Here is a 24,474-nt window from a genome sequence, read left to right as displayed (position 1 = left end):
ATGGGAGGTAAACTTAAATTATGGTTACTGAATTAGAGCATAGCAAAAAACCAAAGTTTAAAATGAAAAAACACAGTAAGTTAGCTAAGAAAGAATGGCTTTCAGCATATATTTTCTTATTACCAGCAGCAATATTTTTCTTATCATTTGTTATAATTCCTATGGTAGGTGGTATAGTTATAAGCTTTTTTAACTATACTCCTAGGTCATCAGAATTTATAGGATTAAAAAATTATGTCCAAATATTTAATGATCCTGTATTTAGAAAGTCTTTATGGAACACTTTATTTTTAGTTATAGGTAATGTTCCTATAGTTCTTGTTTTCTCAATGTTTGTCGCAGTAACAATTTACAAAAGGTCATCTAAAGTTAGATCATTTTTTAGATCAGTATTTTATTTACCAGCTATAGCATCTGTAGTTAGTATTACAGTAGTTTGGGGGTGGATATTCCATCCTAATTATGGAATATTAAATTATGTCTTAAGCTTCTTTGGTGTTGAAGCACAATCTTGGCTTGGAAATCCAAGTATAGCTAAATGGGCAATATTAATGGTATTAGTTACATTATCAGTAGGCCAGCCTATAGTTCTTTATATGGCATCTTTAGGTAATATACCAAAAGATTATCTAGAAGCTGCTGAAATTGATGGAGCTAGTGCAAGACAAGTATTTTGGAATATAACATGGCCTTTATTAAAGCCAACAACTTTATATATAGTAATAATAACTACAATAAATTCTTTCCAATGTTTCTCAATAATTCAACTTTTAACAGCTGGAGGACCCAATTATGCTACCACTACAATTATGTATCAAGTATATGAAAGATCATTTACTTTAGGGCAATATGGATTGGCTTCATCTATGGGAGTAGTATTAGCAATTATAGTTATGGCTATATCAGTTGTTCAATATAAATATTTAGGTTCAGATGTTGAATACTAATAGAAGGGAGAAAAGGCATATGTTCGGAAGAGAAAAAAAGAAGAAAGAAAAAGAAGAATTATATGATTGGAGAAATAGGTGGACTCCTAAATATATTTGCTCATTAATTTTATTATGTATATTTATGATAATTTTCATTTTCCCTTTTTATTGGATTATAACAGGGGCATTTAAAGATCAAGCATCTACTATAGTTATACCACCACAATGGATACCAAATAATCCAACATTCCAAAACTGGACAGACTTAGCAAGGCAGCCATTATTAAAATGGACCTTTAATAGTTTTTTCATAGCTATTAGTACAACATTCTTAGTTTGTTTAACTTCTTCTCTTGCTGGTTATGTATTAGCTAAAAAGAGATTTCCAGGAAGGCATATTATCTTTTGGTTACTTATAATAGCAATGGCACTTCCAAAACAAGTTATAATGGTACCTTTATTTAATATATTAACAAAGCTTGATTGGATAAACAGCTATAAGTCTCTTATATTACCAGCTGTAGGATGGCCATTTGGTATATTCCTTATGAAACAATTTAGTGAAACAATCCCAACAGAGCTTTTAGAAGCGGCAAAAATAGATGGTTGTACAGAGCTTGGAATATTTAAAAATATAGTATTGCCTATAGTTAAACCAGGAGTTGGAGCATTAGCTATATTCACATTTATAAGCTCTTGGAATGATTACTTTATGCAATTAATACTTATTAGAAGTACAGATATGCAAACACTTCCATTAGGCATAGCAACAATGCAACTTGAATTTACTACTAATTATGGATTAATGATGGCAGGTGCAGCGTTAGCATCAATACCTATGATAATAATATTCTTAATATTCCAAAAATCATTTACTCAAGGTATTACAATTGGAGCAGTAAAGGGTTAATGATGTTCAATGAATTAAGGAAATTATATATTTTATAGTATAAAGATTTGTATAAGTGAAAATATTAAATAAAAAGTTCGCGAGAACTTAGTTAATATAAATAATTATGGACAAAACTAAAATTAGTTTTGTCCATAATTATTTACTATGGTTATATATTTTTTTATCATTCCAAGTTCAATTATATTATATAAAATGTCTTTATTTCTTTTAATAGGAAGCTTTTTTAGATATTCTCTACAGTTATAAGAACAATTTAAAATTATAAATTCAATTTTAGGTTTTAATATTGTATGAAGCTTTTCAAAAGGTAAATTTTCTTTGTTATACAATTGATTTATAGGATTAAATTTATTTTTTTTAATATCTTCTTTTAAGTCATCTAGTGCATCTATAATATATATCCATTTCCCTAGAGAATAGCCAAAGTTATATAGATCATCTCTTAAATTCTTTCCATCTTTAAATAAAGAATAAGGATAATTTTTAAGTATGTTTCCAACTATATCACTAAAAGGATCAGATATTTCGTCAATTGATGAAAATGACTTTTCTTTTTCAAAGGTTGACAACTGAGAAAGTCTATTTTTTATTAGTTCATTTATAGCAGACATAGATTTATCAAATTTTTTTGTATATAAATAAAGAGATGTAGCATAGAGTTTACTTTTAAATTTATTATCATCTTTAATATCATCTAATAGCTTATAATAAAATAATGATACGTTTATATCAGCTGCATAGGATAATGCATGATTATTTATAACAATAGACCTTTTTTGAGTAGGATGAGAAATACATTTTATTATTTTAAAATTAGGTTCATCTTTAGAAAGTGAATCTAAAAGGACTCCTAAAAAAGTCATATCATAATTTAATGTCATTCTTGGGATATTCCCAAACCTTTCTTTTATATGAAGACATAATCCGCAATAATAATATTTAAATAAGTTAAAATCTCTAACTTTAAGTTCATCTATTAATGGAGTTACATAGCCAAACAATATAATACTCTCCTTACAATTATTGTTAATTAATGTTAACGAAAAAGCAACTTATAATAAATTATATGGAATAAATAAATAAATTAGAAATAATAACAAAAAATAATTTAACAAATGTATAAACAATAGGAATATATTTTAAGTTATTACAGTAGAAAAAATAATATAACTTTTAAATAATTAGTAAATTTTATATGTTTCATAATAAATATTATAAGAAAAAATATCAGATAAAATTATAGTAAGTTATAATAGTTTAAATTATTATAGATATATTTAAATATCTTAGACAAAAAGTGAGGTTTTCTACTGTAGAAAACCTTTATTTTTTATAATATTAATTAATTAAATTCATTAATTGCTAATAGGCATAGAAAAGCAACATAATCTTAATATTTTATTTACAAAATATTTTAGTATCTAGTATATAATTTTATTTAGCGTTATATAATAGTAATGTAAATATTTGAAAATACTCTATATTTAATTAGAATTAAATCGTTAATGTTCGTGTTTTGTAAATTTATAGAATTTTCACAATATAAAACTATTTTATTTTTATCAAGTGAAAACGTTAATTAGTATTTATTCGATGGAATTATAACAACTTTAATTAAAGTATGACAAAAACAGATAAAAAAATGGAATTAAATATGTTGTATTTACGAATTTTATATTGTATAATTTAATTAAAATTCGAATTGACAGTTAAATTTAAAAATCAATATTAGTAAACCTAAGGGGGAAATTAAAAGATGAAAAAAAGAGTAATTGCATTAGCATTATCAGCATTTATGGTAACTGGTTTAGTAGGTTGTGGAAAAAGTGAAAACCCAGAAACTGGAGATGCAAATTTAAAAGTTGGGATGGTAACGGATTCAGGTACAATCGATGATAAGTCATTTAATGAAGGTACTTGGACAGGGGTAACAAAGGCTACAGATGAATTAAAATTAGAAAAGAAGTACTTGCAACCAAATGGAGAAACTCATGCTGACTACATAAAAGAAATTACAAATCTTTATGATGCAGGATTTAAATTAATTGTAACACCAGGATTTAAATTTGAAACTGCTATATATGAAGCACAAGAAAAGTATAAAGATGCTAAATTTGTTTTAATAGATGGAGCACCAAAAAAAGATGATAAATCAGAAGCATCAGTTGCAGATAATACAGTATCAATTTTCTTTGCAGAAGAACAATCAGGATTTATAGCAGGTGTTGCTACTGCTTTACAAATAAAAGAAGGTGAATTAGGATTTATCGGTGGTATGGAAATTCCTCCAGTACAAAAATTTAACTGGGGATTCCAACAAGGCGTTAAATATGCTAATGAAAATTTAGGTACTAAGGCATCAATTAAGAAAGAAAATGTAGTATATCAAGGAACATTTAATGATGTTCCAGCAGGACAACAAATAGCTAATAAAATGTATAATAGCGGTGTTAAAGCTATATTCTGTTCAGCTGGTGGAACTGGGGTTGGAGCTATAAATGCAGCTAAAGCTAAAGTTGAAAAAGGTGAAGAAGTTTGGATAATTGGTGTAGATGTTGACCAATATAGTCATGGTATCTATGAAGGAGATAAGTCAGTTATATTAACTTCAGCAATGAAAAAAATTGATCATGCAGCAGCAGATATGATTAAAGCAGAAAAAGAAGGAAAGTTCCCAGGTGGAAAAACTTTAACTTATGATGTTAATAACGATGGTGTAGGTCTTCCAGAAAAAAATCCAAACTTAAGTGAAGATACTATTAAGAAAGTAAATGAAGTATTAGAAAAGATCAAGAGTGGGGAAATAAAAGTATCGGCTGAAAAAGGTGATTTAATATAATTCGAATGTTAATCTAGGTTGTGTTTTAGCAAAGCAAAATAAAATAAGGGCTATTTAAGGAAGAATTATATATAAAAAAGACGGTTCTTCCGTCTTTTTTTATATATAGCAATTTGGAAAATAAGGGTATAAATTACTTATTTGTGTAAAATTTAAGAAGGAGGAATTAGCATGGAATATGTAGTAGAGATGCTTAATATTCGTAAAGAGTTTCCTGGAATCGTTGCAAATGATAACATCACCCTTCAGCTAAAAAAAGGAGAAATTCATGCTTTACTTGGAGAAAACGGTGCTGGTAAATCAACTTTAATGGGAGTTCTATTTGGTATGTATCAACCAGAAGTTGGTAAAATAAAAATAAAAGGAAAAGAAGTGAAAATAAGCAATCCTAATGTTGCAAATGATTTAGGAATAGGAATGGTTCACCAACATTTTAAGCTTGTTAGTAACTTTACAGTAACAGAAAATATAATTTTAGGGTTAGAACCTAAAAAAGGATTAGTTGTAGATATTAAATCAGCAGCAGAGAGAATATCAGAATTATCAAAGAAATATGGATTAAATGTAGATCCTTATGCAAAAATTGAAGATATTTCAGTTGGGATGCAACAACGTGTAGAAATATTAAAAATGCTTTATAGAAATGCAGAAGTACTAATATTTGATGAACCCACTGCTGTATTAACTCCTCAAGAAATACAAGAACTAATAAAAATAATGAAAGACCTTGTTAAAGAAGGAAAATCAATAATAGTAATTACCCATAAATTAAAAGAAATAAAAGCTTCAGCAGATAGATGTACTGCTATTCGTAGAGGTAAATATATAGGGACAGTTGATGTAAAAACTACTAGTGAAGCTGAAATGGCAAAAATGATGGTAGGTAGGGAAGTGTCATTTAAGGTAGATAAAAAGGATAGCAATCCTAAAGAAACTATTATGAGTATTAAAAATCTTTCAGTTATGAATAATAAAAAAGTATTGGGATTAAAAGATTTTTCATTAGATATAAGAAAAGGGGAAATTGTAGGTATTGCAGGAGTTGAAGGAAATGGACAAACTGAGCTTGTAGAGGCAATAACAGGCTTAAGACCAGTTCATTCAGGAAACATTATTTATAATAATGAAGACATAACTTCAATTCCAGTTAGATCTAGAGTTGAAAAAGGAATAGCTCATATTCCAGAAGATCGTCATAAAAGAGGACTAGTTCTTGATTACACTATAGAAGAAAATATGGTTTTAGAATCTTATAATAAAGCTCCTTTTTCTAAAAGAGGCTTATTAAACAAGAAGTTAATAAAAGATCATGCTCAAAAAATAATAGATACTTTTGATGTAAGATCTGGAGAAGGTGCAGATTCTATAGCTAGAACATTATCTGGTGGTAACCAACAAAAGGCTATTATAGGTAGAGAAATTGAATTAAATCCAGAGGTACTTCTTGCAGTACAACCTACAAGGGGACTAGATGTTGGATCAATAGAATATATTCATAAAAGATTAGTAGAGCAAAGAGATAATGGAAAAGCAGTTTTACTTATATCTTTAGAGCTAGAGGAAGTATTAAATGTATCAGATAGAATAGCTGTTATAAATAATGGTGAACTAGTTGGTATAGTAAGTGCAAAAGAAACAAACGAAAATGAAATTGGCCTTATGATGGCTGGAGTAAAGGGAGGAGAAAGCCATGAAGAATAAAGGATTAAAATCCATTCTTGCAGTTGTTTTAGGTTTGTTAGCTGGAGCAATATTAATGGCTATTATAGGAAGTAATCCAATAGAAGGATATAGTTATTTATTCCAAGGTGGATTAAAGAACATAGAAAGAATTGCTAATACAGTAGCAACTGCAACTCCACTTATACTTACAGGACTTTCAGTTGCATTTGCTTTTAGAACAGGCCTATTCAATATAGGAGCAGCAGGACAAATGTTATTTGGAGGACTTTGTGCAACAGCAGTTGGATTAACAGTAAATCTTCCAAGACCACTATTATTAATAACAATGATTTTAGCAGGTTTTTTAGGTGGTGCTCTTTGTGCAGCAATTCCAGGAATATTTAAGGCTAGATACAATGTAAACGAAGTTGTTTCAACAATTATGATGAACTGGATAGCTTATTGGGTTGTCTATTATACAATACCAGCGTATTTTAAAGGAGCTTTCTTAGAAACAGAATCAGCTAAGTTGTCTCCAGAAGCTTCATTACAAGCACCCTGGATTTCAGAGTTATTTCAAGGATCTTTTATTAACTATGGATTTTTAATTGCAATTATAGCGGTTTTATTAATAGCATTTATTTTAAACAAAACAGTTCTTGGATATGAATTAAAAGCTGTTGGATTTAATAGATATGCAGCAGAATATTCAGGAATGCCTGTAAAAAGAAATATTGTACTTTCTATGATGATATCAGGAGGACTTGCAGGACTTGCAGGAGTTGCTCAATACGCAGGAAATATAGCTAATATGCAAATTGGTGTTACACCATCTCAAGGATTTGATGGTATAGCAGTAGCTTTGCTTGGTTCTAATTCACCTATTGGAGTTTTATTTGCTGCTTTATTCTTTGGATTACTGTATACAGGTAAAGGATTTATGAGTGCTATGACATCTATTCCACCAGAAATAGCAGATACAATAATGGCAACAATTATTTATTTTGCAGCAACAAGTGCAGTAATGGATAGAGTGTTTGATAAGTTTAGACGTAGGAAGGTTCAAATGAATACTAATAAATTAGCTACTGATGGTACTTCAGAAAGAAATGATAAAAAAGAAAGAAAGGGGGATAAATAATATGTGGGATATAATGCAACAAGTATTCCCAAATGCTATAGCATTTACTATTCCTCTTTTAATAGTAGCATTGGGAGCTTTATTTTGCGAAAGAAGTGGTATAGTAAATGTAGGTCTTGATGGACTTATGATTATAGGTTCATTTGCAGGAGCATTTACAATAGTTAAATTACAAGAAAAGATGCCAGGTAGTTCTTTACCTTTATGGATAGGACTCTTAGTGGCAATGATAATAGGAATGTTATTTTCACTATTACATGCATTTGCAAGTATAAACCTAAATGCAAATCAAGTTATAAGTGGTACTGCTATAAATATGATTGCAGGATCATTAACAATTTTCTTAGCAAGGACTATTACAGGAAGTGGTAATATAAGAATTATTAAAGGATTTATACCACAAGATGTACCGGTACTTTCTAAAATACCTATACTAGGAGATTTATTCTTTAGTGATAGTTATATTACAACATGGCTAGTTTTAGTAATTCTTATAATAAGTATATTTATACTTTATAAAACAAGTTTTGGATTAAGGTTAAGAGCTTGTGGAGAACATCCTCAAGCAGCAGATGCAGCAGGAATAAATGTATATAAAATGAGATATATAGGTGTCATGATTTCTGGAGCATTTTCAGCTTTAGGAGGAGTAATTATATTAGTAACATATTCAGGAGAATTTAATGGAAGCGTTGCAGGGCTTGGATTCCTTGCTTTAGCAGCATTAATATTTGGTCAATGGAGGCCACTTGGAATATTAGGAGCTACATTATTTTTTGGAACAGCAGTTACAGTAGCTAATATTTCACAAGTTACGCCAGAATTAGCTGCAGTTCCACAAGTTATATTAAAAGTATTCCCTTATGCCATAACATTATTAGCATTAGTTTTATTTTCAAAATCATCACAAGCACCAAAGGCTGCTGGTGAGCCATTTGATTCAGGTAAGCGTTAATTTTTATTGCGAGAAAAGTGAATTTTCATTTTTCTCGTTTTTTTATATTAAAATAAAAAAGACTTTAACAATTCTTAAGAAATATATGGAAAAATATAATACTCAAGGTTATAATGGTTATATTAGTAATAAGTAACTTAAAAGAGGAAGTAAAATGAAAAAAAGTCAGAATTGCTTTATTGGTGTTAGGCAATATAGGATGTGGAGTTTGTATGATTTTAAATTATAATAAGTAAGATTATAATATTACATTTGTTATATAAAAAAGTGAGTTTTCTAACTAAAAGAAAAGTCACTTTTTTTATACAATAATATTAGGAGGGATAAGAATGAAAATATTAGATGTTAAAAATCTATATAAAGAGTATGAAAATAATGTAGCTGTAGATGATATAAGTTTCTCTATTAGTAAAGGTGAAATATATGGACTATTAGGACCAAATGGGGCTGGGAAAAGTACAACTATTAGCATGATAACAGGATTAAGTAAAGTAAATAGTGGTAAAGTAATTTTTGAAGAAAATGAAACTAACATAAATAAGTGGAAAAATAATATAGGATTAGTTCCACAAGATTTTGCTTTGTATTGGGAATTATCTGCAGAAGAAAATATAAAGTTTTTCTGTTCACTTTATGGCTTTAAAGGGAAGGAATTAAAAAATAGAGTTTATAAAGCTTTAGAGTTTGTTGGACTTACACAATTTAGAAAGAAGAAGGCAAAAGAGTTTTCAGGTGGAATGAAAAGAAGGCTTAATATGGCATGTGCAATTGCTCATACACCAAAGCTTATAATAATGGATGAGCCTACAGTTGGAATAGATCCACAATCAAGAAATCATATTTTAGAATCCGTAAAACAACTAAGATCTGATGGAGCAACTATAATATATACATCTCATTATATGGAAGAGGTTGATGAAATTTGTGATAGAATTTCAATTATGGATCATGGGAATATAATTGCAGAAGGTAGTAGTGAGCATTTAAAAAATTTAGTTAGTGATAAAAATATATTTTCAGTATCTTTAGTTAATAAAGTAAAGGGAATTGAAGAAAATTTAAAAACAATTACTGGAATAGAAAAAGTTATAGTAGAAGGCAATGAAATAAAATGTTACTACTTAAAAGAAAGTAATGTTATAGAACAATTAGTTTCAACTATTTCTAAGGAGAATGGAATTATAAAAAATATTAAAAATGAAACTCCTAGTTTAGAAACTGTATTTTTAGCGTTAACAGGAAAGAATTTAAGGGACTAGGAGGTATATATGATACTTTTATCAATGATAAATAAGGAAGTAAAGCAGTTCTTTAGATATAAGGGAAATGTAATAATGCTTTTTATATTTCCATTAGTTTTAATTACATGCCTTGTTTTTGCTTTAAAGGGCGTTATGGGAGGAGAATTAAATATATTTAAAGATACTAAGGTTTTGTATAAAGTAGAAGAAAAATCAAAGTACTATCATGGATTTGAAATTTTTAAAAATAAGTTTAATAAAATTTCAAGTGTTGAATTTAAAGAAGTAGGTAATACAGACCAAGCAAAGGCATTAGTAGATGAAAGACAAGCTATAGGGTATATAAGTATAAATGAAGAGGGATATAATTTTTATAGAAGAAAGAGTGGAGAAACTACAGCAGGAAAAATATTTAGAGGAGTGTTTGAACAAACATTAGCTAATTATTCCTTAGTAGATACTATTTTGGAGGAAGATCCAACCAGGCTTCAAGAAGTCTTAAAAGAAGAAAGCAACAAATACGTTAGTGAAGGATCTATAGGAGGAAAAGGGATAACTTCTTTTGAGTATTATACTTTCGCAGAACTTGCTCTTATTATTTTATATATCTCCATTACTATAGCTTATTCAGTATATGAAGAAAATAAGTTAACTACTATAAATAGAATTAGAATATCTAAGTCTAATGATTTTCAGCTTATTTTTTCTAAAGGTATTGTAGGAATAATTATAGCTATACTTCAAATAGTTGAAGTATATATTTTTTCAACATTTATATTAAATGTTGAATGGGGAGACAAGTTACCTATAATGGTATTAGTTTTAATATCATTATCTATATTTTCATCAGTTATAGGAATTATAGTAGGTTTACTAGCAAGGGATTCTAAAAATATAAATGGAATATTAAATTCTAGCATTATAGTAATTTGCATGTTAGGGGGGTGCTATGCACCACTTTCAATGATAAAATCAATTCCTATTTTATCATCTTTAGTTAAGGTTAGTCCTGTATATTGGGCAAATACTGCTTTAATTAGTTTAAATACAGGAGTTGATAATAATAGTGGATTAACATCAATATTAGTGTCATTAATATTATCATTAGTATTGGTTTTAAGCTATTTTTTCATAAGAAAGATAAAAGGGGGAAAGATAATTGCTTAAAATAATGTTAAATACATTCAAAATATTAACTAAGAAAAAAAGCTTTATAATAGTATCAATACTATTACCGGCAGTTTTTACAATTGTCTTTAGCTATATGTTAGGTCAACAAACTGTATATAAAATAGGTATTATTAATAATGATAATGCTGAAATATCAGAAGTTATAAAAAATAGAATTGAGAATATTGATGGAGTAAAGATAGAGAATGTTAAGGAAAACGAATATGAAAGTTTTTTAGCATCAAGAGAAATAGAATTAGCTATTGTAATAGATAAAGGATTTTCGGAAGATGTTCTTAAAGGAAAAGAAAATTCTATAAAAATTAGCTCTGTATCTGAAAGTGATATTAAGCCAGTAGTAAAATCAATAATAGAAGCGGAAAGTAAAAATTTATATGTTTTAAGTAAATTAGCAAAGGGTGATTTAAAAAAGTTTAAAGCTTTAGAAAAAGAGTATAGAAGTAATATGCCTAAATATGTACTTAATGAAGTTAACAATTCAATATCTGTTATGCAATCTCTTGGTATAGTTATTATGATAATATTTATATCAGGTCAAGTTATAACAAGATTCATTTTAGATGATGAGGAAAATGGAACAAAGGATAGAATATTATTAAGTAATATATCTGAAAGAAACTATTTTGCAGGTATATTAACTATATTCTTTATATGTTCTTCATTAACATCAATATTTTATTATTCTATTTGTAAATTATTAAACTTTAATTTTGGAATGGAAAATAGCACATACTTTTTATTAATATTATTATTAGTAAACTTACTATCGGTAACATTTAATTTATGTATTGTATCATTTATTAAAAATCCTAACTTAGCATCAAATTTAAGTGTTTTAGTAATAATGCCTACATCAATGCTATCAGGGGCATTTTGGGATTTTGGATTTATGCCAGAATCAATGCAAAGGTTAGGAAATTTATGTCCTCAAAGGTGGGCAATTAATGCAATTGAGAAATTACAAGAAGGTAGCAGTTTTTTAGAAATAATACCGATGGTTTTAGCGTTAATTATGCTTTCTATAGTACTATTCTTATTAAGCTTAGTTTTATCAAAAGCTAAGAATAAGATGGTGCCTTAATAGTTTTAAAAAGATTTTAAATATTATTTATTAAATAAACTGTAGTTTATATTCAAAGATTTCATTGTTTGTAAATTACAGTTTTTTATTATGGCTTTTTAGTATTAAAAACAGTAACAATTAATTTGGAGAATATAGTTTATAAATTATTTCAAAAATAAATTTTAGTTAAATCCCTTTAATTATTTATTAATTTAATTGATATAAAATTGAATAATTGTTAATATAAGTATAAGGATTAGTATATTAAAAAGGGGAGAAATATTATGCAAGAAATGCTTATTAAATTTGCTACTATAGGGGTTCCTATATTAGTAGTAATACTAATTATTTTATCTACTTGGAAAAAGGCACCTCAAGATAAGGCAATTGTAGTAACTGGGTTAAAAAGACGGGTAATTAGTGGAAAAGGTGGATTGGTTGTACCTTTTTTTGAACAGACAGATAGAATATCTTTAGAAAATATGAAGGTTGAAGTTAAAACTCATGAATCACTAGACAGAAATGGAGTACCAATAGATACAGATGGAGTTGCTATTATAAAAGTTAAATCATCTTCAGATGGTGTTTTACTTGCCATTGAGCAATTTAACACTGGAAAAGAAAGAGAAACTATAGAAGTTATAAGAGGTACAGTACAAGATGTCCTTGAAGGAAAGCTTAGAGAAATAGTTTCTAAAATGTCTATTGAAGAAATTTATAAAGATAGAGAAATGTTTGCAAATGAAGTTGAAAATGTGGCAAAAGATGATTTAGAAAGAATGGGATTAGAAATTAAGACATTTACAATTAGAGATATAGATGATACTAAGGGATATTTAACAGCTCTTGGAGCAAAGCAAATAGCGGAGGTTAAGAAAAATGCATCTATAGCAGAAGCTGAAGCTAAAAAAGAAGAAATGCAGAAAACAGCAGAAGCTAAAAGACTTGGAACAGAAGCACAAATAAAAGCAGAAACAGAAATAGCAAGAGCTACTAAGGATAAAGAGCTTAAAGTTCAAGCTTATAAAGAAGAAGAAAAGAAGGCTCAAGCAAAGGCTGACTTTGCATATGAGGTAGAAAAGAATATAGTTCAAAAACAAGTAATAGAAGCAAGAAAAAATGCTGAGTTATTTGAAGAGCAAAGACAAACAGAAATAGCAGAACAACAAGCAAGAAAAAAAGAAATGGAACTTGAAGCTACTATTAAGAAAGTTGCAGAAGCAGATAAATATAGTGAAGAACAAAAAGCAGAAGCAGATAGATATAAATTAATAAAACAAGCAGAGGCAGAAGCAGAATCTATAAAGATAAAAGGTATGGCAGAAGCAGATGCAATTAGACTTAAAGGTGAGGCTACAGCAGATGCTATGAAAGCAGAGGCAGAGGCTATGAAAGAAAAGGCAGAGGCATATAAGATGTATGGTGAAGCCGCTATTATTCAAATGTTAGCAGATAAGCTACCAGAAGTAGCTAAATATGTTTCAGAACCTTTAGGAAAAACTGAAAAGATGGTTATTATAGATAATGGAAATCAAGGTGGAGCATCAAAAGTAACTAAAAATATTACTAATATAATGGCTGAAATTCCTGAAGTAATAAATTCATTAACAGGAATAGATATTATAGATTTAGTAAAAGATTTATCAAAAAATAAAGGTAATATAAATAATTCGGATAATAATAAAGTTAATGAAGAAATAGTGATAGAAAATATAAAAGAAGAGCAAGGTGAAAAAGTATTAAATAATAAGGAAAATTAGTTAGTAAAAATGTTATTTATTTAGAAAATTGCAAATATATTTCATTGAATTTAAAATTATACAGGATTATAATTAGCTTAAATTAATTATAATTAAAAAGAGGTGAAAAGTTTGCAATTTACAAAATCTATTAGTAATATACAAGCGGAAAATTTAATAAAAGAAGATAAAGAACTTCTTATATTGGATGTAAGAAGATTTACTGAATTTAAGGAAAATAGAATACCTAATGCTATAAATATACCTGTTGATGATTTGGAATGGGAGATGGAAACTTTAGAAAATCATAAAGATAATCCAATACTTGTCTATTGTAAAGTAGGAATGAGAAGTAGTGTAGCCTGCGATATTTTAGAAAATGAAGGATTTACTAAATTATATAATTTAAGAGGAGGAATTTTAGATTATACAGGAGCTATTGAAAAGTAAACTAATAAATTAAAAATATTTTAATGTTATTCATACTTAGATAAAATTTTTAAAATGTAGGTTTTAAAAATTAATTTATACTAATAATAAGATTAATAGTTAATATTTATGGAAGGTGGCTAAGTATGATAATAAGAAGAGAGTTAAAAAGTAATTCAAAAGATCAATTAAGAGGAAATTGGGGATTAGCAATAATCACTATTCTTGTTTATAGTTTAATTATTAGTATATTTGGTTATAGTGATAGTATATATAATAATAATATTGAAATAATATTAGATTTATCATCATTATTGTTAAGTGGAGTTCTTACTTTAGGTATAAGTAAATTTCTATTGAATTTAACTAAAAAAGATAGTAGTGCAAAGTTTACAGATCTTTTTTCAGGGTTTAATGTTTATTTTAAAACATTAGGATTAAATATTTTACTTGGAATTATAATAGGAATAGGAACTATATTTTTAGTTGTACCAGGACTTATATTTGCTTTAATGTTTTCACAAACATTTTTCATTTTAAGTGAAGATAATGAAAAAGGAATTATTCAATGTTTATCAGAAAGTAGAGAAATGATGATAGGCTATAAATTTGATTACTTTGTTTTAATGTTAAGTTTTTTAGGCTGGTGGTTAGTAAGTGCTTTAACCTTAGGAATAGGAGCCTTATGGGTATATCCATATCAAAAATTAACAGAAGCAAATTTTTATTTAGAAATTAAAAGTAAATAACAATATAAATTGAAATGTATCTAAATGGAAAGATTTTTCTATTTAGATACATTTTTATTTTAGTAATATATTATTAAAATAAAGGTTTATAAGTTTTTGAAAAAAGATAAGAATTAACTTATAATAATGTATATATTAAAATAAGGTGGAAATTTTTCTTAAAAAGGAGGTTAAAATGAGAATAGGATTAGTATTGTCAGGTGGTGGCGGAAAAGGTGCTTACGAATTAGGTGTTTGGAAAGCTCTAAAAGAGCTAGAAATAGACAAATATATAGACGTTTTTTCAGGGACATCTATAGGGGCTTTTAATGCTGTATTATTTGCACAGGACGATATGTATGCAGCAGAAGAATTATGGGACGAAGTAACTATGGACAAACTAGTCCCTATAGGTAAATTTGAACTTTTTAAAAAGGGGTTTGAGCTTGCAATAGGTGGTAAGTACTTAAACATAGCTAAAAAATATATGTTACAAAAATTAGAAGAGGGTGCGGTTCCTAAAGATGGGGCAAAAGAAATAATAGATAAATATTTAGATATTTCTAGAGTGAAAGAGCGTAAAAAAATATGTTATGCTGCATGTACTGAATTGCCAGATTTTACAGCTAAGTATTTTAAAATAAATGATTATGATGATAAATTAGCCAAAGAAATGGTAGTTGCATCTGCATCCTTACCACTTATATATGATTGTACAGAAATTTTAGGACATAAATATATAGATGGTGGAGTTGCTGATAACACTCCTATTCAACCAGTATATGGTGAAGGATGTGATATCATTATAGTAGTTTTATTATCTAAAGAAAGTAGAATAGATAGGTCGTTATATCCTAATACAGAAATAATAGAATTAGCTCCTAAAAAGTTAGATGAAAATGTAATTAAGGGAACTTTAAATTTAGATGAGGAATCAAAAAGAATAAGAATACGAGAAGGATACTATGATACCATAGAATTACTTAAACCTATAATGTTAATGACTGAATTAAAAGTGAAAATTGAAGAAGAAAAAAATTATCCTATATTATTTAAACTTTATAATTGGATTAAGAAGAAGACTAAGCATTGGAGTAAAAAAACAAATTATAATAATAATAAAAATACCATAGATATTTAAAAGCTATATTAAGGAATGAAAGAAATGAAAGTATTTGATTTATCTCATGAAATTACAAGAAGTATGACAGTTTATTCAGAGAAAGAAAGACCTAATTTTAATAAGGTATCTTCTATAGAAGAAGCTGGTTATAATGAAACAAATATCAATATATATTCACATAATGGAACACATATGGATTCCCCTTATCATATCTTTAAAGAAGGTAAAAAATTAAGTGAATTTCCTGTAGAAAATTTCCTAGGAAATGCTTTTATTTTAGATGTAACTAAAAATAAAGAAAATGAAATTACTTTAGAGTTTTTAAAATTATACCAAGAGGAAATAAAGAAAAGTGAGTTTTTAATATTAAAAACAGGTTGGGAGAAATATTGGAATAATGAAAAATATTTTAATGATTTTCCAGTGTTATCAGAAGAAGCTGCATTATGGTTATCTATGTTAAATATAAAAGGAATAGGGGTAGATACTATATCTGTAGATAAAGTCCATTCAAAGGATTTTAATATACACAAAATATTGTTATCAAAGGAAAAGATAATAATAGAGAATTTAACTAATCTTAATAATTTATATGGAAAGTTTATGTTTATAGCAACACCTTTAAATTTTAAGGAATCAGATGGATGTCCAGTAAGAGCTATAGGCATTTTCAAATAGAAGATAGAAAGTTTACTATCTTCTATTTTTATTAAGGGTGTATCGGTTTACTAAGGCTTAAAAATTATTCATTATTTTTGAAGGATTATAACATAATCCACAGCTACATCTAGCAGATCCAAACATAGTAGTATATGAAGCTGGAAATTCTTTATTTATCTTTCTAACGGTTTCAGAAAAATCCTCTTTATCTTTAGGTAGTTGGGGTAACATATCTGCAATTTCTTGAGTATCCACAATCATAGATGGTGGTATAAATTTATTATCTGCAACAATAACTCCACCTGTAACAATTGCATTTGGAGAAACATATGTGTTTTTACCAATAGTCGCATTAAAAACAATAGAATTAAAACTTATAAAGCACTTGCTATGTAATAAGCATGGTCCATGAATTAAAGCTCCGTGAGCACATGAAACATTATCAGAAATATAAATTGAATATTCTTTAGAATCTACATTTACTTTTCCATCTTCCAATCCGTGAAGTATAACACCATCTTGAATATTTGTATTAACACCAATAAAAAAAGGAGTCCCTTCATCAGCACGAATAACAGCATTACAAGCTATAAATACGTTTTCAGAAATAGTAACATCACCTATTATAGATGAAAATGAACCTATGAAAACAGTAGGATGTATATTAGGAAATTTAGATTCTTTATTAAATGAAGTAATAGGATTACCTCCAATGAAATAATTTACGTTGTTATTAAAGTCATGCGGATTATAATTATTAGAATTAAGTTTTTCAAACACTCTCAATTTTATTCCTCCCTTTGAAAAAAGTATTATTATATTTATATCAAGTAAAATAAATAATATCAATAGTTTTTAGAAAATTAATAAATTTAATATTAATATGTAATAATGTTAATTATTTAAAGTAATATTTAATAATAAATAGTATAAGTATAGACAGATTTAGAATATAATAATTTAAAGAGTATAAATGACTAAAGAAGGATTTTTTATTTATGTACTGAATATTTTTTATAGGAAAATTAAAAGTAGTAAATATTTAAGAGGTGAGAAGTTGAAAAAGAATGCAATGCAAAGAGATTTTAAAAAACTTAAATCACAAATAAATCAAATTGAAGAAATAGTTCACAATTCAAAGATAGGTGCTTTAATTGAACATGAGTCAGCGGTTCGAAAAAAAATAAGACATCTTAAAGATATGGAAAAAGAAGGCTTTAAGGAATATAAAGATTTATATGAAAGATATGAAGAGTTATTAGAATATATATCAAAGAGAATCTTAGATGATTATAATAGAAAAAATAATACAGATTTTGATTTTTATCAAGTATTAAGAGGAAATTAGAATGTTTTTATAAATTCTGGTTTTATGACAGTATTAACTAAACAACACATACCTAAACTTATATCTAAAGAGTTTGAAGAAAACTTCCCAGCTAATCCTAAAGAGGAATATAAAGTTGCAAGAAGTATGAGAAGAAAAATTTTCATACATTTAGGGGAAACGAATACAGGAAAAACTTATACTGCTATGGAAAGGCTTAAAAGTGCTAAAAAGGGAATATATTTATCTCCACTTAGAATATTAGCTTTAGAAAATTATGAGAAATTAAATAATGAAGGAGTAGTATGTAATTTATTAACCGGAGAAGAAGAATTAATTAATAATAATGCTACTCATATATCATGTACAATAGAAAAGGTAAATTTAAATGAGGAGTATGATATTGCTATAATCGATGAAATTCAAATGATTGATGATTCACAAAGGGGAGCAGCTTGGAGTAGAGCATTATTAGGATTAAGATGTAATGAAATTCATATTTGTGGAGCATTAAATGCAAAGGAAATACTAGAAAAGATAATAGAGGATTGTGGCGATGATTATGAATTTAAGGAGTATAAAAGAAATATACCTTTAGAAGTTGAAAATAGAAACTTTAATAATGTTGAGGCAGACGCAGGAGATGCAATAGTTGTATTTTCTAAAAAGAAGGTTTTAAGTTTAGCAGAGCAGTATTCTAATTTGGGAATAAAAGCAAGTATAATATATGGAGATTTACCTCCAGAGGTTAGAAGAAAGCAATATGATCAATTTATAAATAAAGAGAATAAAATATTAATTACAACGGATGCTATTGGAATGGGTGTAAATCTTCCAATAAAAAGAATAATATTTCTAGATTTGCAAAAGTTTGATGGAGAAGAAATAAGACCTTTAACATCACAGGAAGTTAAACAGGTTGCAGGTAGAGCAGGAAGAAAAGGAATATATGAAGTAGGCTATGTTGCTACAGTTAGAGATAATCAAAAATTTATCAAAGAAAAGCTACAAGAAAATGATAGAGTAATAAAAGAGGCTGTAGTAGGTCCATCTGAAGCTATTTTAAAAGTACAGGGACTACCTTTAAATGAAAAGCTGGCCTTATGGGCAACTAGAGAGGAAAAGGTTGATTTTTATAGAAAAATGGATATAAATGAATATCTAATAATCTTAGAAAATATTAAAAGATATAAGCTTAAAGAAAGTATTCAATGGGAGTTATTAAAGGTACCTTTTGATGTTTCAAAAAATGAACTTATGGACACATTTTTAGATTATGTAGAAGAATTATTTGTAATTAAAAATAAAACTATTACAAAACCACAATGTTATAAGGGAAATTTAGATGAATTAGAATGTTATTATCAAAGAATAAATATGTATTATTCTTTTTGTAAAATATTTGGTTTAGATTTTGATGTAAACTGGATATATAAAGAGAGATTACAGGTAAGTGATGAGATTAACAAAATATTATTAAGGATTTAAGAAATAGTCACAAATTTAACAATTTTAAATATAATAAACTATAAATAAAATAATCCTCGGTAGGTGAGGTTACTTTAAGGATACGGATTGATACCGTGAAAGAGTGGAAACACTCTAAGCTGGTTAGCAAATTTTACCGAACAAAGAAGGTTTAATTTAATTCAATTTCATTGCCTTAAAGAGCTAAAACTTGAACGAGAAAGTGTATTTATTAGTTAAATAATACCCTTGTTTGTTCAAGTACAAACAAGGGTTTATTTTTTATAAAGAAATATATTTTTGGAGGTGGAAGAATGGAACCAGAGTACATTTTAGAGAGTGATAGTGGAGAGCGTTTAAAATATATAGTTCATCAAAGAAATGGAAGTAAGGTCTATTCTTCCAAGGTAGAAAATTCCTAGCCTAAATTTCTAGAACCTTTAATCTTTATAGCATCTACTATTTCTTAAGTATAATCTAAGATAATCTCTAAAATGGTTTAATAAAGTAATGTTAAAAGTTATATTTATTTACTATTGTAATTTGGGAGGTATGGGTATGGTTAACGGAAGAAATAGCAATATATCAATAGATAAATTAATTAGGTTTAGCAAAATAAATATAAATGACGTATATAGGATTTTGAAAACTAGTATAAGAGGAATTAGTAATGAAGAAGCAGAATTAAGAAGAAAAAAATATGGAGAAAATAAAATAGAAAATTCCTTAAAAGAAATAAAAGAAAAAAAGTACTATAAAGTAACAAGAGAAGGTGCAGAGATATTGGTATCAGTAGAATATTTAACTATTGGAGATGTAATACATTTAAATATAGGTGAATATGTACCAGCAGATGTTAGAATTATACATTGTAACAATTTATATATTAGTGAGTATACGTTAACAGGAAGAGATACTTTAGTAAAGAAACATGAGAATATACGGGGAGATTATTACCTAAATAAAAAAATAACAGAATTAGATAATATATGTTTGAAGGGAACAGAAATTGTAAAAGGAACAGCTTTAGGTATAGTAATAGCAATTGGAAATAACACTTACTATTCAAAAAATAAATCTCTATCTAACTTTATAATAAAAAGAAAAAATAAAAAGGGAATAATTAGGATAAAAGATATGATAAAATTATTAGAGGCATAATTTTATTATAGAGAGAAGGATATGAAATGATTTTAAATATTTCTCACAGAGGATATAGTGGAAAATATGATGAAAATACAATGATAGCTTTTAAAAAGGCTATAGAGTTTGGAGCAGATGGTATTGAAACCGATGTGCAGTTATCAAAGGATGGTATTCCAGTTATAATTCATGATGAAACTTTAGAGAGAACTATGAATGGAAAAGGGTTTGTTAAGGATTATTCTTTAAATGAATTAAAGTCTTTTAGAAGTAAAAATAATCATGAAATTCCAACTTTAGAGGAATTAATAATATTATTTAAAGATTCTAGTTTAAAAGTGTTAAATATAGAACTTAAAAATAGTATAATAAAATATCATGGGTTGGAGGAAATAGTTTTAGATTTAATAAGAAAATATAATATTGAAAATAGAGTAATTATATCTTCATTTAATCATTACAGTTTATTAAAGGTTAAGGCATTAAATAAAAATATAATTACAGGAGCATTAACTGAAACAACACTTGTAAATGTTCATGAATATTTGAAAAATATAAAGTGTGAGTGTTATCATCCGTATTATTATTCTATATTTGATGAGAATATAATGAATGAGTTAAAGGAAAATTATATTAAAGTCAATCCGTACACTATAAATAATAAAATAGATATGAAAAAGGCAATTGAGTTTGGTGTTACAAGTATTATAACCAATGAAATTGAGTTATTAAATGAGTTAAAATATGAATTAAGAAAATAATTTAGACTTTAAATATAAAAGGATTATCGTACGATAATCCTTTTCAGTTTGTTAAAAATATAATTTATATATCAAATGGTTTTATCAAATGTTTTTTAAAAAGATAATTTGTTTTTATAAAGTAATGTTATTGAAATTATTAAACATAATAATTCAGAAATTAAAGTAGAAATCCAAATTCCTTTTTCACCAAATAAAGAGGTCATAGCAATTAAAACAATAGTAATTAAAACAAGGCCTCTAGACAAAGAAATTATAGTGGCGTCAAAAGTTTTTTCAATTGAAGCAAAGTAACCTGATGTTAAAACATTAAAACCAAGAACTAAAAAAGTAATAGAAAATATTCTAAAGGAACTTACTGAATAGGCAAATAATTCAGGGGATTGTCCCTTTAAGAATATAGATACTATTGGACTAGCAAAAACAATACATAGCATAAATATAAATATTGAAGAAAAAGCAATTGTTTTTATGCTCATCTTTAAAAGTTTTTTTACTACATTATTTTCATTTTTTCCATAATGATAACTAGAAAGTGGTTGCATACCTTGAGTTATTGCAATCATTGTCATTATAACTAAAGTATTTACATAGGAAATTATACTATAAGTTATTATCCCATCTTCTCCAATATATTTTAAAATTGTTTGATTAAATAAAAGTATTACTACTCCAGATGTTAATTCGGTAATTGCATCAGGAAAGCCTATATATAATATTCTCTTTAGCATTTCAAAATTAATTTTAAATTTAACAAATTTCAATTTTCCACGAGAACTTAAAAAATGTATTAAGAAAAATAAACAAGAAACACCTTGTGATATTATTGTTGCAAAAGCAGCTCCTTTAATTCCAAAGCCTAATAGTATAACAAAAATAAAATCTAATACTATATTTGTTACAGCTGAAATAATCATTCCTATTATAGATAAATGAGGAAATCCATCAGTTTTACTTAATACTTCAAGACAATAAGAAATTATAAAGAAAGCATTAAAAATCATTATAATCTTTAAATAATCTTTAACTAATTGAAATGTAGCATCTGTAGCTCCTAAAAATAATGTTATTTTATCTATATTTATTAAACTTATAATAGTAATTGAAATAGATACTACTATTATACAAAGCACATTAAAACTAAAAGCTTCTCTAGCTTTGTCCAATTTTTTTTGTCCTAAATAAATAGCAATTACAGTAGATACCCCTGTTGAAAAAAGCATAGAAAGTGCAAATATAAAATTAACAAATGGCATAGATATATTTACAGCAGCTAAAGCCACGGGACCTACACCTCTACTAACAAATATTCCATCTATCATTGTATATAATGAAAATACCCACATTGCAGCTACTGATGGTAGCAAATATTTAATAAATTTTTTTCTAAGTGTGAGGTTATCATTTATATTTTCTTTTTTTTCCTTCATTGTATAACTCCTTAAGTGAAATTTGATACTACCTATTAATAAATATAAACTATGGTATAATACTAAGGTCAAATTTATTTTAGTAGAAATAAGGAGATTTTATGAAGGAGTATTATAAGATAGGTGAAATTTCTAAGATTTATGGAATTGGAAGAGACTCTCTAATGTATTACGAGGAAATAGGCATATTAAAGCCTATTAGAGATACAAATGATTATAGGTTATATAGTATTAGTGATATATGGAAGTTAAATTTAATTAAAGAATTAAGAGAGTTAAATTTTTCAATGGCAAAGATAAAAGAATATATTAATAATAGAAATATAACTTCTACTAAAGAAATGTTAAATGAAGAAATACGGTTATTAAACAAAAAAATAATAGATTTAAATAAACAAAAAGCTAATATATCTAAAAGGCTTAAAGATATAGAAGAAGTAATAGAGAACAGTTTAATTAATAAAGTAGAAGTTGTTTATATAAAAGAAAGAAAAGCATTAAAGTTAAATGGAGATATATCAAGAGATGTAGAAGTAGATTTTTTAGTTAAAAAACTTCAAAAGGAATATGAAGAGAAATTTTACCTTTTAGGAAATAATCATATTGGTGCGATTTATAATTCAAATAAGTTAGATAAAGGTATATACAATCAATATAAATCTGTATTTTGTCTTTTAGAGGATTTAGATGAAGGATACAATTTAGTTTTAAAAGAAGGTAAATATGTTACATATTCATATAAAGGTGCCTATAGTAAAAATAAAATTTATTTAAAAGAAATGTTTGAGTTTATAGAAAGAAATTCTTATGAAATATTAGATGATCCAATAGAAATATATAAATTAGATGTTCACGAAACATCTATAGAAAATGAATTCATAACAGAAATACAAATTCCTATAAAATAAATTTTTAAAATTAATGCAAAAAATCTTTATAGGTGCAAAGAATATTAAGGTATGTTAAACTAATTTATATAAATTAATGTTGATTATAGTAAAAATCAATAGTAAAAAGGAGATTAATTTATGACATATAAGTTTAATTTTGAAGGAAAAGAATATGAATTAAAAGAAGATAATTTAGATTACTTTGCAAATGATGAAGAATTTGAATTAGAAGGAATAGATGAAAAAAAAGTTTTAGAATTACTTGCAAATAGTGACGATGTAGATTTTGATACTGCATATTATGAAACTTGTTGTGAGGAGTGCAGAGCTGGAAAAGAAGAAAAGAAAAAGGTATTTGATTTTCTAGAGTTTTTCTTTTATGCTTATGGAAAAGATGGTAAATTTATAACAAGTAGTATAGACGATGAATATGAAAAAAAATCATTTACTAAGCTTTATAGAGAAGGAAAAGTCGATCGTAGTTATCTTGTAACAGTAATAGTATGTAAAAACTGTGGAGTATACTCTATTGAAATAGAGAACTTTGAAGTATAAAAATATAAATGCATTAAAAATTTCTATAGGTACAAAATAAGTAAGAAGGACAAATAGTACTTTATAGAAAGGATGTGCTTATATATGCCAAAAAATAATAAAACAAAAGAGTCTCAACAAAAAGGTGAAAGAAGACAAAGACTTCATGGGAATCAAAACAATGTAGGAAATGATAAAAATAGAGCTGAGTACACAGATTTTGATGGAAACTCAATTGAATAATTGAGACAGTAGATAGTTTTGTGTAAAAACAAAACTATCTACTGTTTTTTTTTGTATCAACAGTTG

At 26.8% G+C, this 24,474-nt stretch carries 22 protein-coding genes, 1 pseudogene and 1 riboswitch; of the genes and pseudogenes, 20 read left to right on the top strand and 3 right to left on the bottom strand.

Going from position 1 to position 24,474, the window contains the following annotated elements; translation table 11 throughout:
- Positions 1 to 20 precede the first annotated feature (20 nt).
- Both CP523_RS03480 and CP523_RS03475 read left to right on the top strand, forming a co-directional pair.
- Positions 21 to 947: a carbohydrate ABC transporter permease gene (locus CP523_RS03480; protein ID WP_429839728.1), complete on the top strand. Its 927-nt coding sequence runs from the start codon at positions 21 to 23 to the stop codon at positions 945 to 947.
- Positions 948 to 966: 19 nt separating this feature from the next.
- Positions 967 to 1,839 (top strand): carbohydrate ABC transporter permease, encoded by an 873-nt coding sequence (locus CP523_RS03475; RefSeq protein ID WP_083089579.1) that lies wholly within the window; start codon positions 967 to 969, stop codon positions 1,837 to 1,839.
- A 122-nt stretch (positions 1,840 to 1,961) separates the two neighbouring features.
- Here the strand turns inward: CP523_RS03475 and CP523_RS03470 are convergent, their stop codons facing one another.
- A complete protein-coding gene (locus CP523_RS03470) occupies positions 1,962 to 2,843 on the bottom strand; it encodes a DUF5685 family protein (protein WP_120140488.1) in 882 nt (293 codons plus the stop codon).
- Positions 2,844 to 3,598: 755 nt separating this feature from the next.
- Between CP523_RS03470 and CP523_RS03465 the strand changes: the two genes are divergently transcribed.
- The 12 genes from CP523_RS03465 to CP523_RS03410 all read left to right on the top strand — a co-directional run bounded on the left by CP523_RS03465 (position 3,599) and on the right by CP523_RS03410 (position 16,631).
- Entirely contained in the window at positions 3,599 to 4,681 is a 1,083-nt protein-coding gene (locus CP523_RS03465) for a BMP family lipoprotein (protein ID WP_066677901.1), read from the top strand.
- A 171-nt stretch (positions 4,682 to 4,852) separates the two neighbouring features.
- Positions 4,853 to 6,382, top strand: coding sequence for an ABC transporter ATP-binding protein (locus CP523_RS03460; protein WP_066677899.1), 1,530 nt, complete (start codon positions 4,853 to 4,855; stop codon positions 6,380 to 6,382).
- Positions 6,372 to 7,484 (top strand): ABC transporter permease, encoded by a 1,113-nt coding sequence (locus CP523_RS03455; RefSeq protein ID WP_066677897.1) that lies wholly within the window; start codon positions 6,372 to 6,374, stop codon positions 7,482 to 7,484. Before CP523_RS03460 ends, CP523_RS03455 begins: the two co-directional genes overlap by 11 nt.
- 1 nt (position 7,485) lies before the next feature.
- Positions 7,486 to 8,439 (top strand): ABC transporter permease, encoded by a 954-nt coding sequence (locus tag CP523_RS03450; RefSeq protein WP_066677895.1) that lies wholly within the window; start codon positions 7,486 to 7,488, stop codon positions 8,437 to 8,439.
- Between the two features lie 329 nt (positions 8,440 to 8,768).
- Positions 8,769 to 9,698 carry an ABC transporter ATP-binding protein gene (locus tag CP523_RS03445; RefSeq protein WP_066677893.1) on the top strand — a complete coding sequence of 310 codons (930 nt, stop codon included), beginning with the start codon at positions 8,769 to 8,771 and terminating at the stop codon, positions 9,696 to 9,698.
- A gap of 9 nt (positions 9,699 to 9,707) precedes the next feature.
- On the top strand, positions 9,708 to 10,847 hold the full coding sequence (locus tag CP523_RS03440) for an ABC transporter permease (RefSeq protein WP_120140487.1): 1,140 nt from the start codon (positions 9,708 to 9,710) through the stop codon (positions 10,845 to 10,847).
- Entirely contained in the window at positions 10,840 to 11,952 is a 1,113-nt protein-coding gene (locus CP523_RS03435; protein ID WP_083089576.1) for an ABC transporter permease, read from the top strand. The genes CP523_RS03440 and CP523_RS03435 overlap by 8 nt, the downstream gene beginning before the upstream one ends.
- A 266-nt stretch (positions 11,953 to 12,218) precedes the next feature.
- Positions 12,219 to 13,694, top strand: coding sequence for a flotillin family protein (locus CP523_RS03430; RefSeq protein ID WP_120140486.1), 1,476 nt, complete (start codon positions 12,219 to 12,221; stop codon positions 13,692 to 13,694).
- 111 nt (positions 13,695 to 13,805) lie between these two features.
- Positions 13,806 to 14,123 carry a rhodanese-like domain-containing protein gene (locus CP523_RS03425; RefSeq protein ID WP_066677889.1) on the top strand — a complete coding sequence of 106 codons (318 nt, stop codon included), beginning with the start codon at positions 13,806 to 13,808 and terminating at the stop codon, positions 14,121 to 14,123.
- Positions 14,124 to 14,248: 125 nt separating this feature from the next.
- A complete protein-coding gene (locus tag CP523_RS03420; protein ID WP_066677886.1) occupies positions 14,249 to 14,851 on the top strand; it encodes a DUF975 family protein in 603 nt (200 codons plus the stop codon).
- A gap of 175 nt (positions 14,852 to 15,026) precedes the next feature.
- On the top strand, positions 15,027 to 15,971 hold the full coding sequence (locus tag CP523_RS03415; RefSeq protein ID WP_066679090.1) for a patatin-like phospholipase family protein: 945 nt from the start codon (positions 15,027 to 15,029) through the stop codon (positions 15,969 to 15,971).
- A 15-nt stretch (positions 15,972 to 15,986) separates the two neighbouring features.
- Positions 15,987 to 16,631 carry a cyclase family protein gene (locus CP523_RS03410; RefSeq protein ID WP_243106769.1) on the top strand — a complete coding sequence of 215 codons (645 nt, stop codon included), beginning with the start codon at positions 15,987 to 15,989 and terminating at the stop codon, positions 16,629 to 16,631.
- Between the two features lie 57 nt (positions 16,632 to 16,688).
- On the opposite strand, the gene CP523_RS03405 is transcribed toward CP523_RS03410, so the two are convergent.
- Positions 16,689 to 17,393 (bottom strand): LbetaH domain-containing protein, encoded by a 705-nt coding sequence (locus tag CP523_RS03405; protein ID WP_066679111.1) that lies wholly within the window; start codon positions 17,391 to 17,393, stop codon positions 16,689 to 16,691.
- Positions 17,394 to 17,670: 277 nt separating this feature from the next.
- On the opposite strand from CP523_RS03405, the pseudogene CP523_RS03400 reads away from it, so the two are divergent.
- From CP523_RS03400 to CP523_RS03390, 3 genes and pseudogenes are all read left to right on the top strand, one after another.
- Positions 17,671 to 19,428 (top strand): annotated as a pseudogene (locus CP523_RS03400) (SUV3 family DEAD/DEAH box RNA helicase).
- A gap of 48 nt (positions 19,429 to 19,476) precedes the next feature.
- Positions 19,477 to 19,638, top strand: a riboswitch (M-box (ykoK) riboswitch).
- Between the two features lie 327 nt (positions 19,639 to 19,965).
- On the top strand, positions 19,966 to 20,568 hold the full coding sequence (locus CP523_RS03395) for a P-type ATPase actuator domain-containing protein (RefSeq protein WP_066679100.1): 603 nt from the start codon (positions 19,966 to 19,968) through the stop codon (positions 20,566 to 20,568).
- Between the two features lie 26 nt (positions 20,569 to 20,594).
- Positions 20,595 to 21,311, top strand: a complete 717-nt coding sequence (locus CP523_RS03390; protein ID WP_066679101.1) for a glycerophosphodiester phosphodiesterase — start codon at positions 20,595 to 20,597, stop codon at positions 21,309 to 21,311.
- 95 nt (positions 21,312 to 21,406) lie between these two features.
- Here CP523_RS03390 and CP523_RS03385 read toward each other — a convergent pair whose 3' ends face one another.
- Positions 21,407 to 22,741 (bottom strand): MATE family efflux transporter, encoded by a 1,335-nt coding sequence (locus CP523_RS03385; RefSeq protein WP_066679102.1) that lies wholly within the window; start codon positions 22,739 to 22,741, stop codon positions 21,407 to 21,409.
- A 101-nt stretch (positions 22,742 to 22,842) separates the two neighbouring features.
- Here CP523_RS03385 and CP523_RS03380 point away from each other — a divergent pair, with 101 nt between their 5' ends.
- The 3 genes from CP523_RS03380 to CP523_RS15895 all read left to right on the top strand — a co-directional run bounded on the left by CP523_RS03380 (position 22,843) and on the right by CP523_RS15895 (position 24,408).
- Positions 22,843 to 23,649 carry a MerR family transcriptional regulator gene (locus CP523_RS03380; protein WP_066679107.1) on the top strand — a complete coding sequence of 269 codons (807 nt, stop codon included), beginning with the start codon at positions 22,843 to 22,845 and terminating at the stop codon, positions 23,647 to 23,649.
- Between the two features lie 120 nt (positions 23,650 to 23,769).
- A complete protein-coding gene (locus tag CP523_RS03375) occupies positions 23,770 to 24,186 on the top strand; it encodes a DUF3785 family protein (RefSeq protein WP_066679109.1) in 417 nt (138 codons plus the stop codon).
- A gap of 84 nt (positions 24,187 to 24,270) precedes the next feature.
- Entirely contained in the window at positions 24,271 to 24,408 is a 138-nt protein-coding gene (locus CP523_RS15895; protein WP_162925935.1) for a clostri-philic family protein, read from the top strand.
- Positions 24,409 to 24,474: the final 66 nt, after the last annotated feature.

This window comes from Clostridium septicum (assembly GCF_003606265.1).
Classification (GTDB): Bacteria; Bacillota; Clostridia; order Clostridiales; family Clostridiaceae; genus Clostridium; species Clostridium septicum.
Note: the sequence above shows the minus strand (reverse complement) of the source record. Positions and strands in the feature narration are given on the sequence as shown.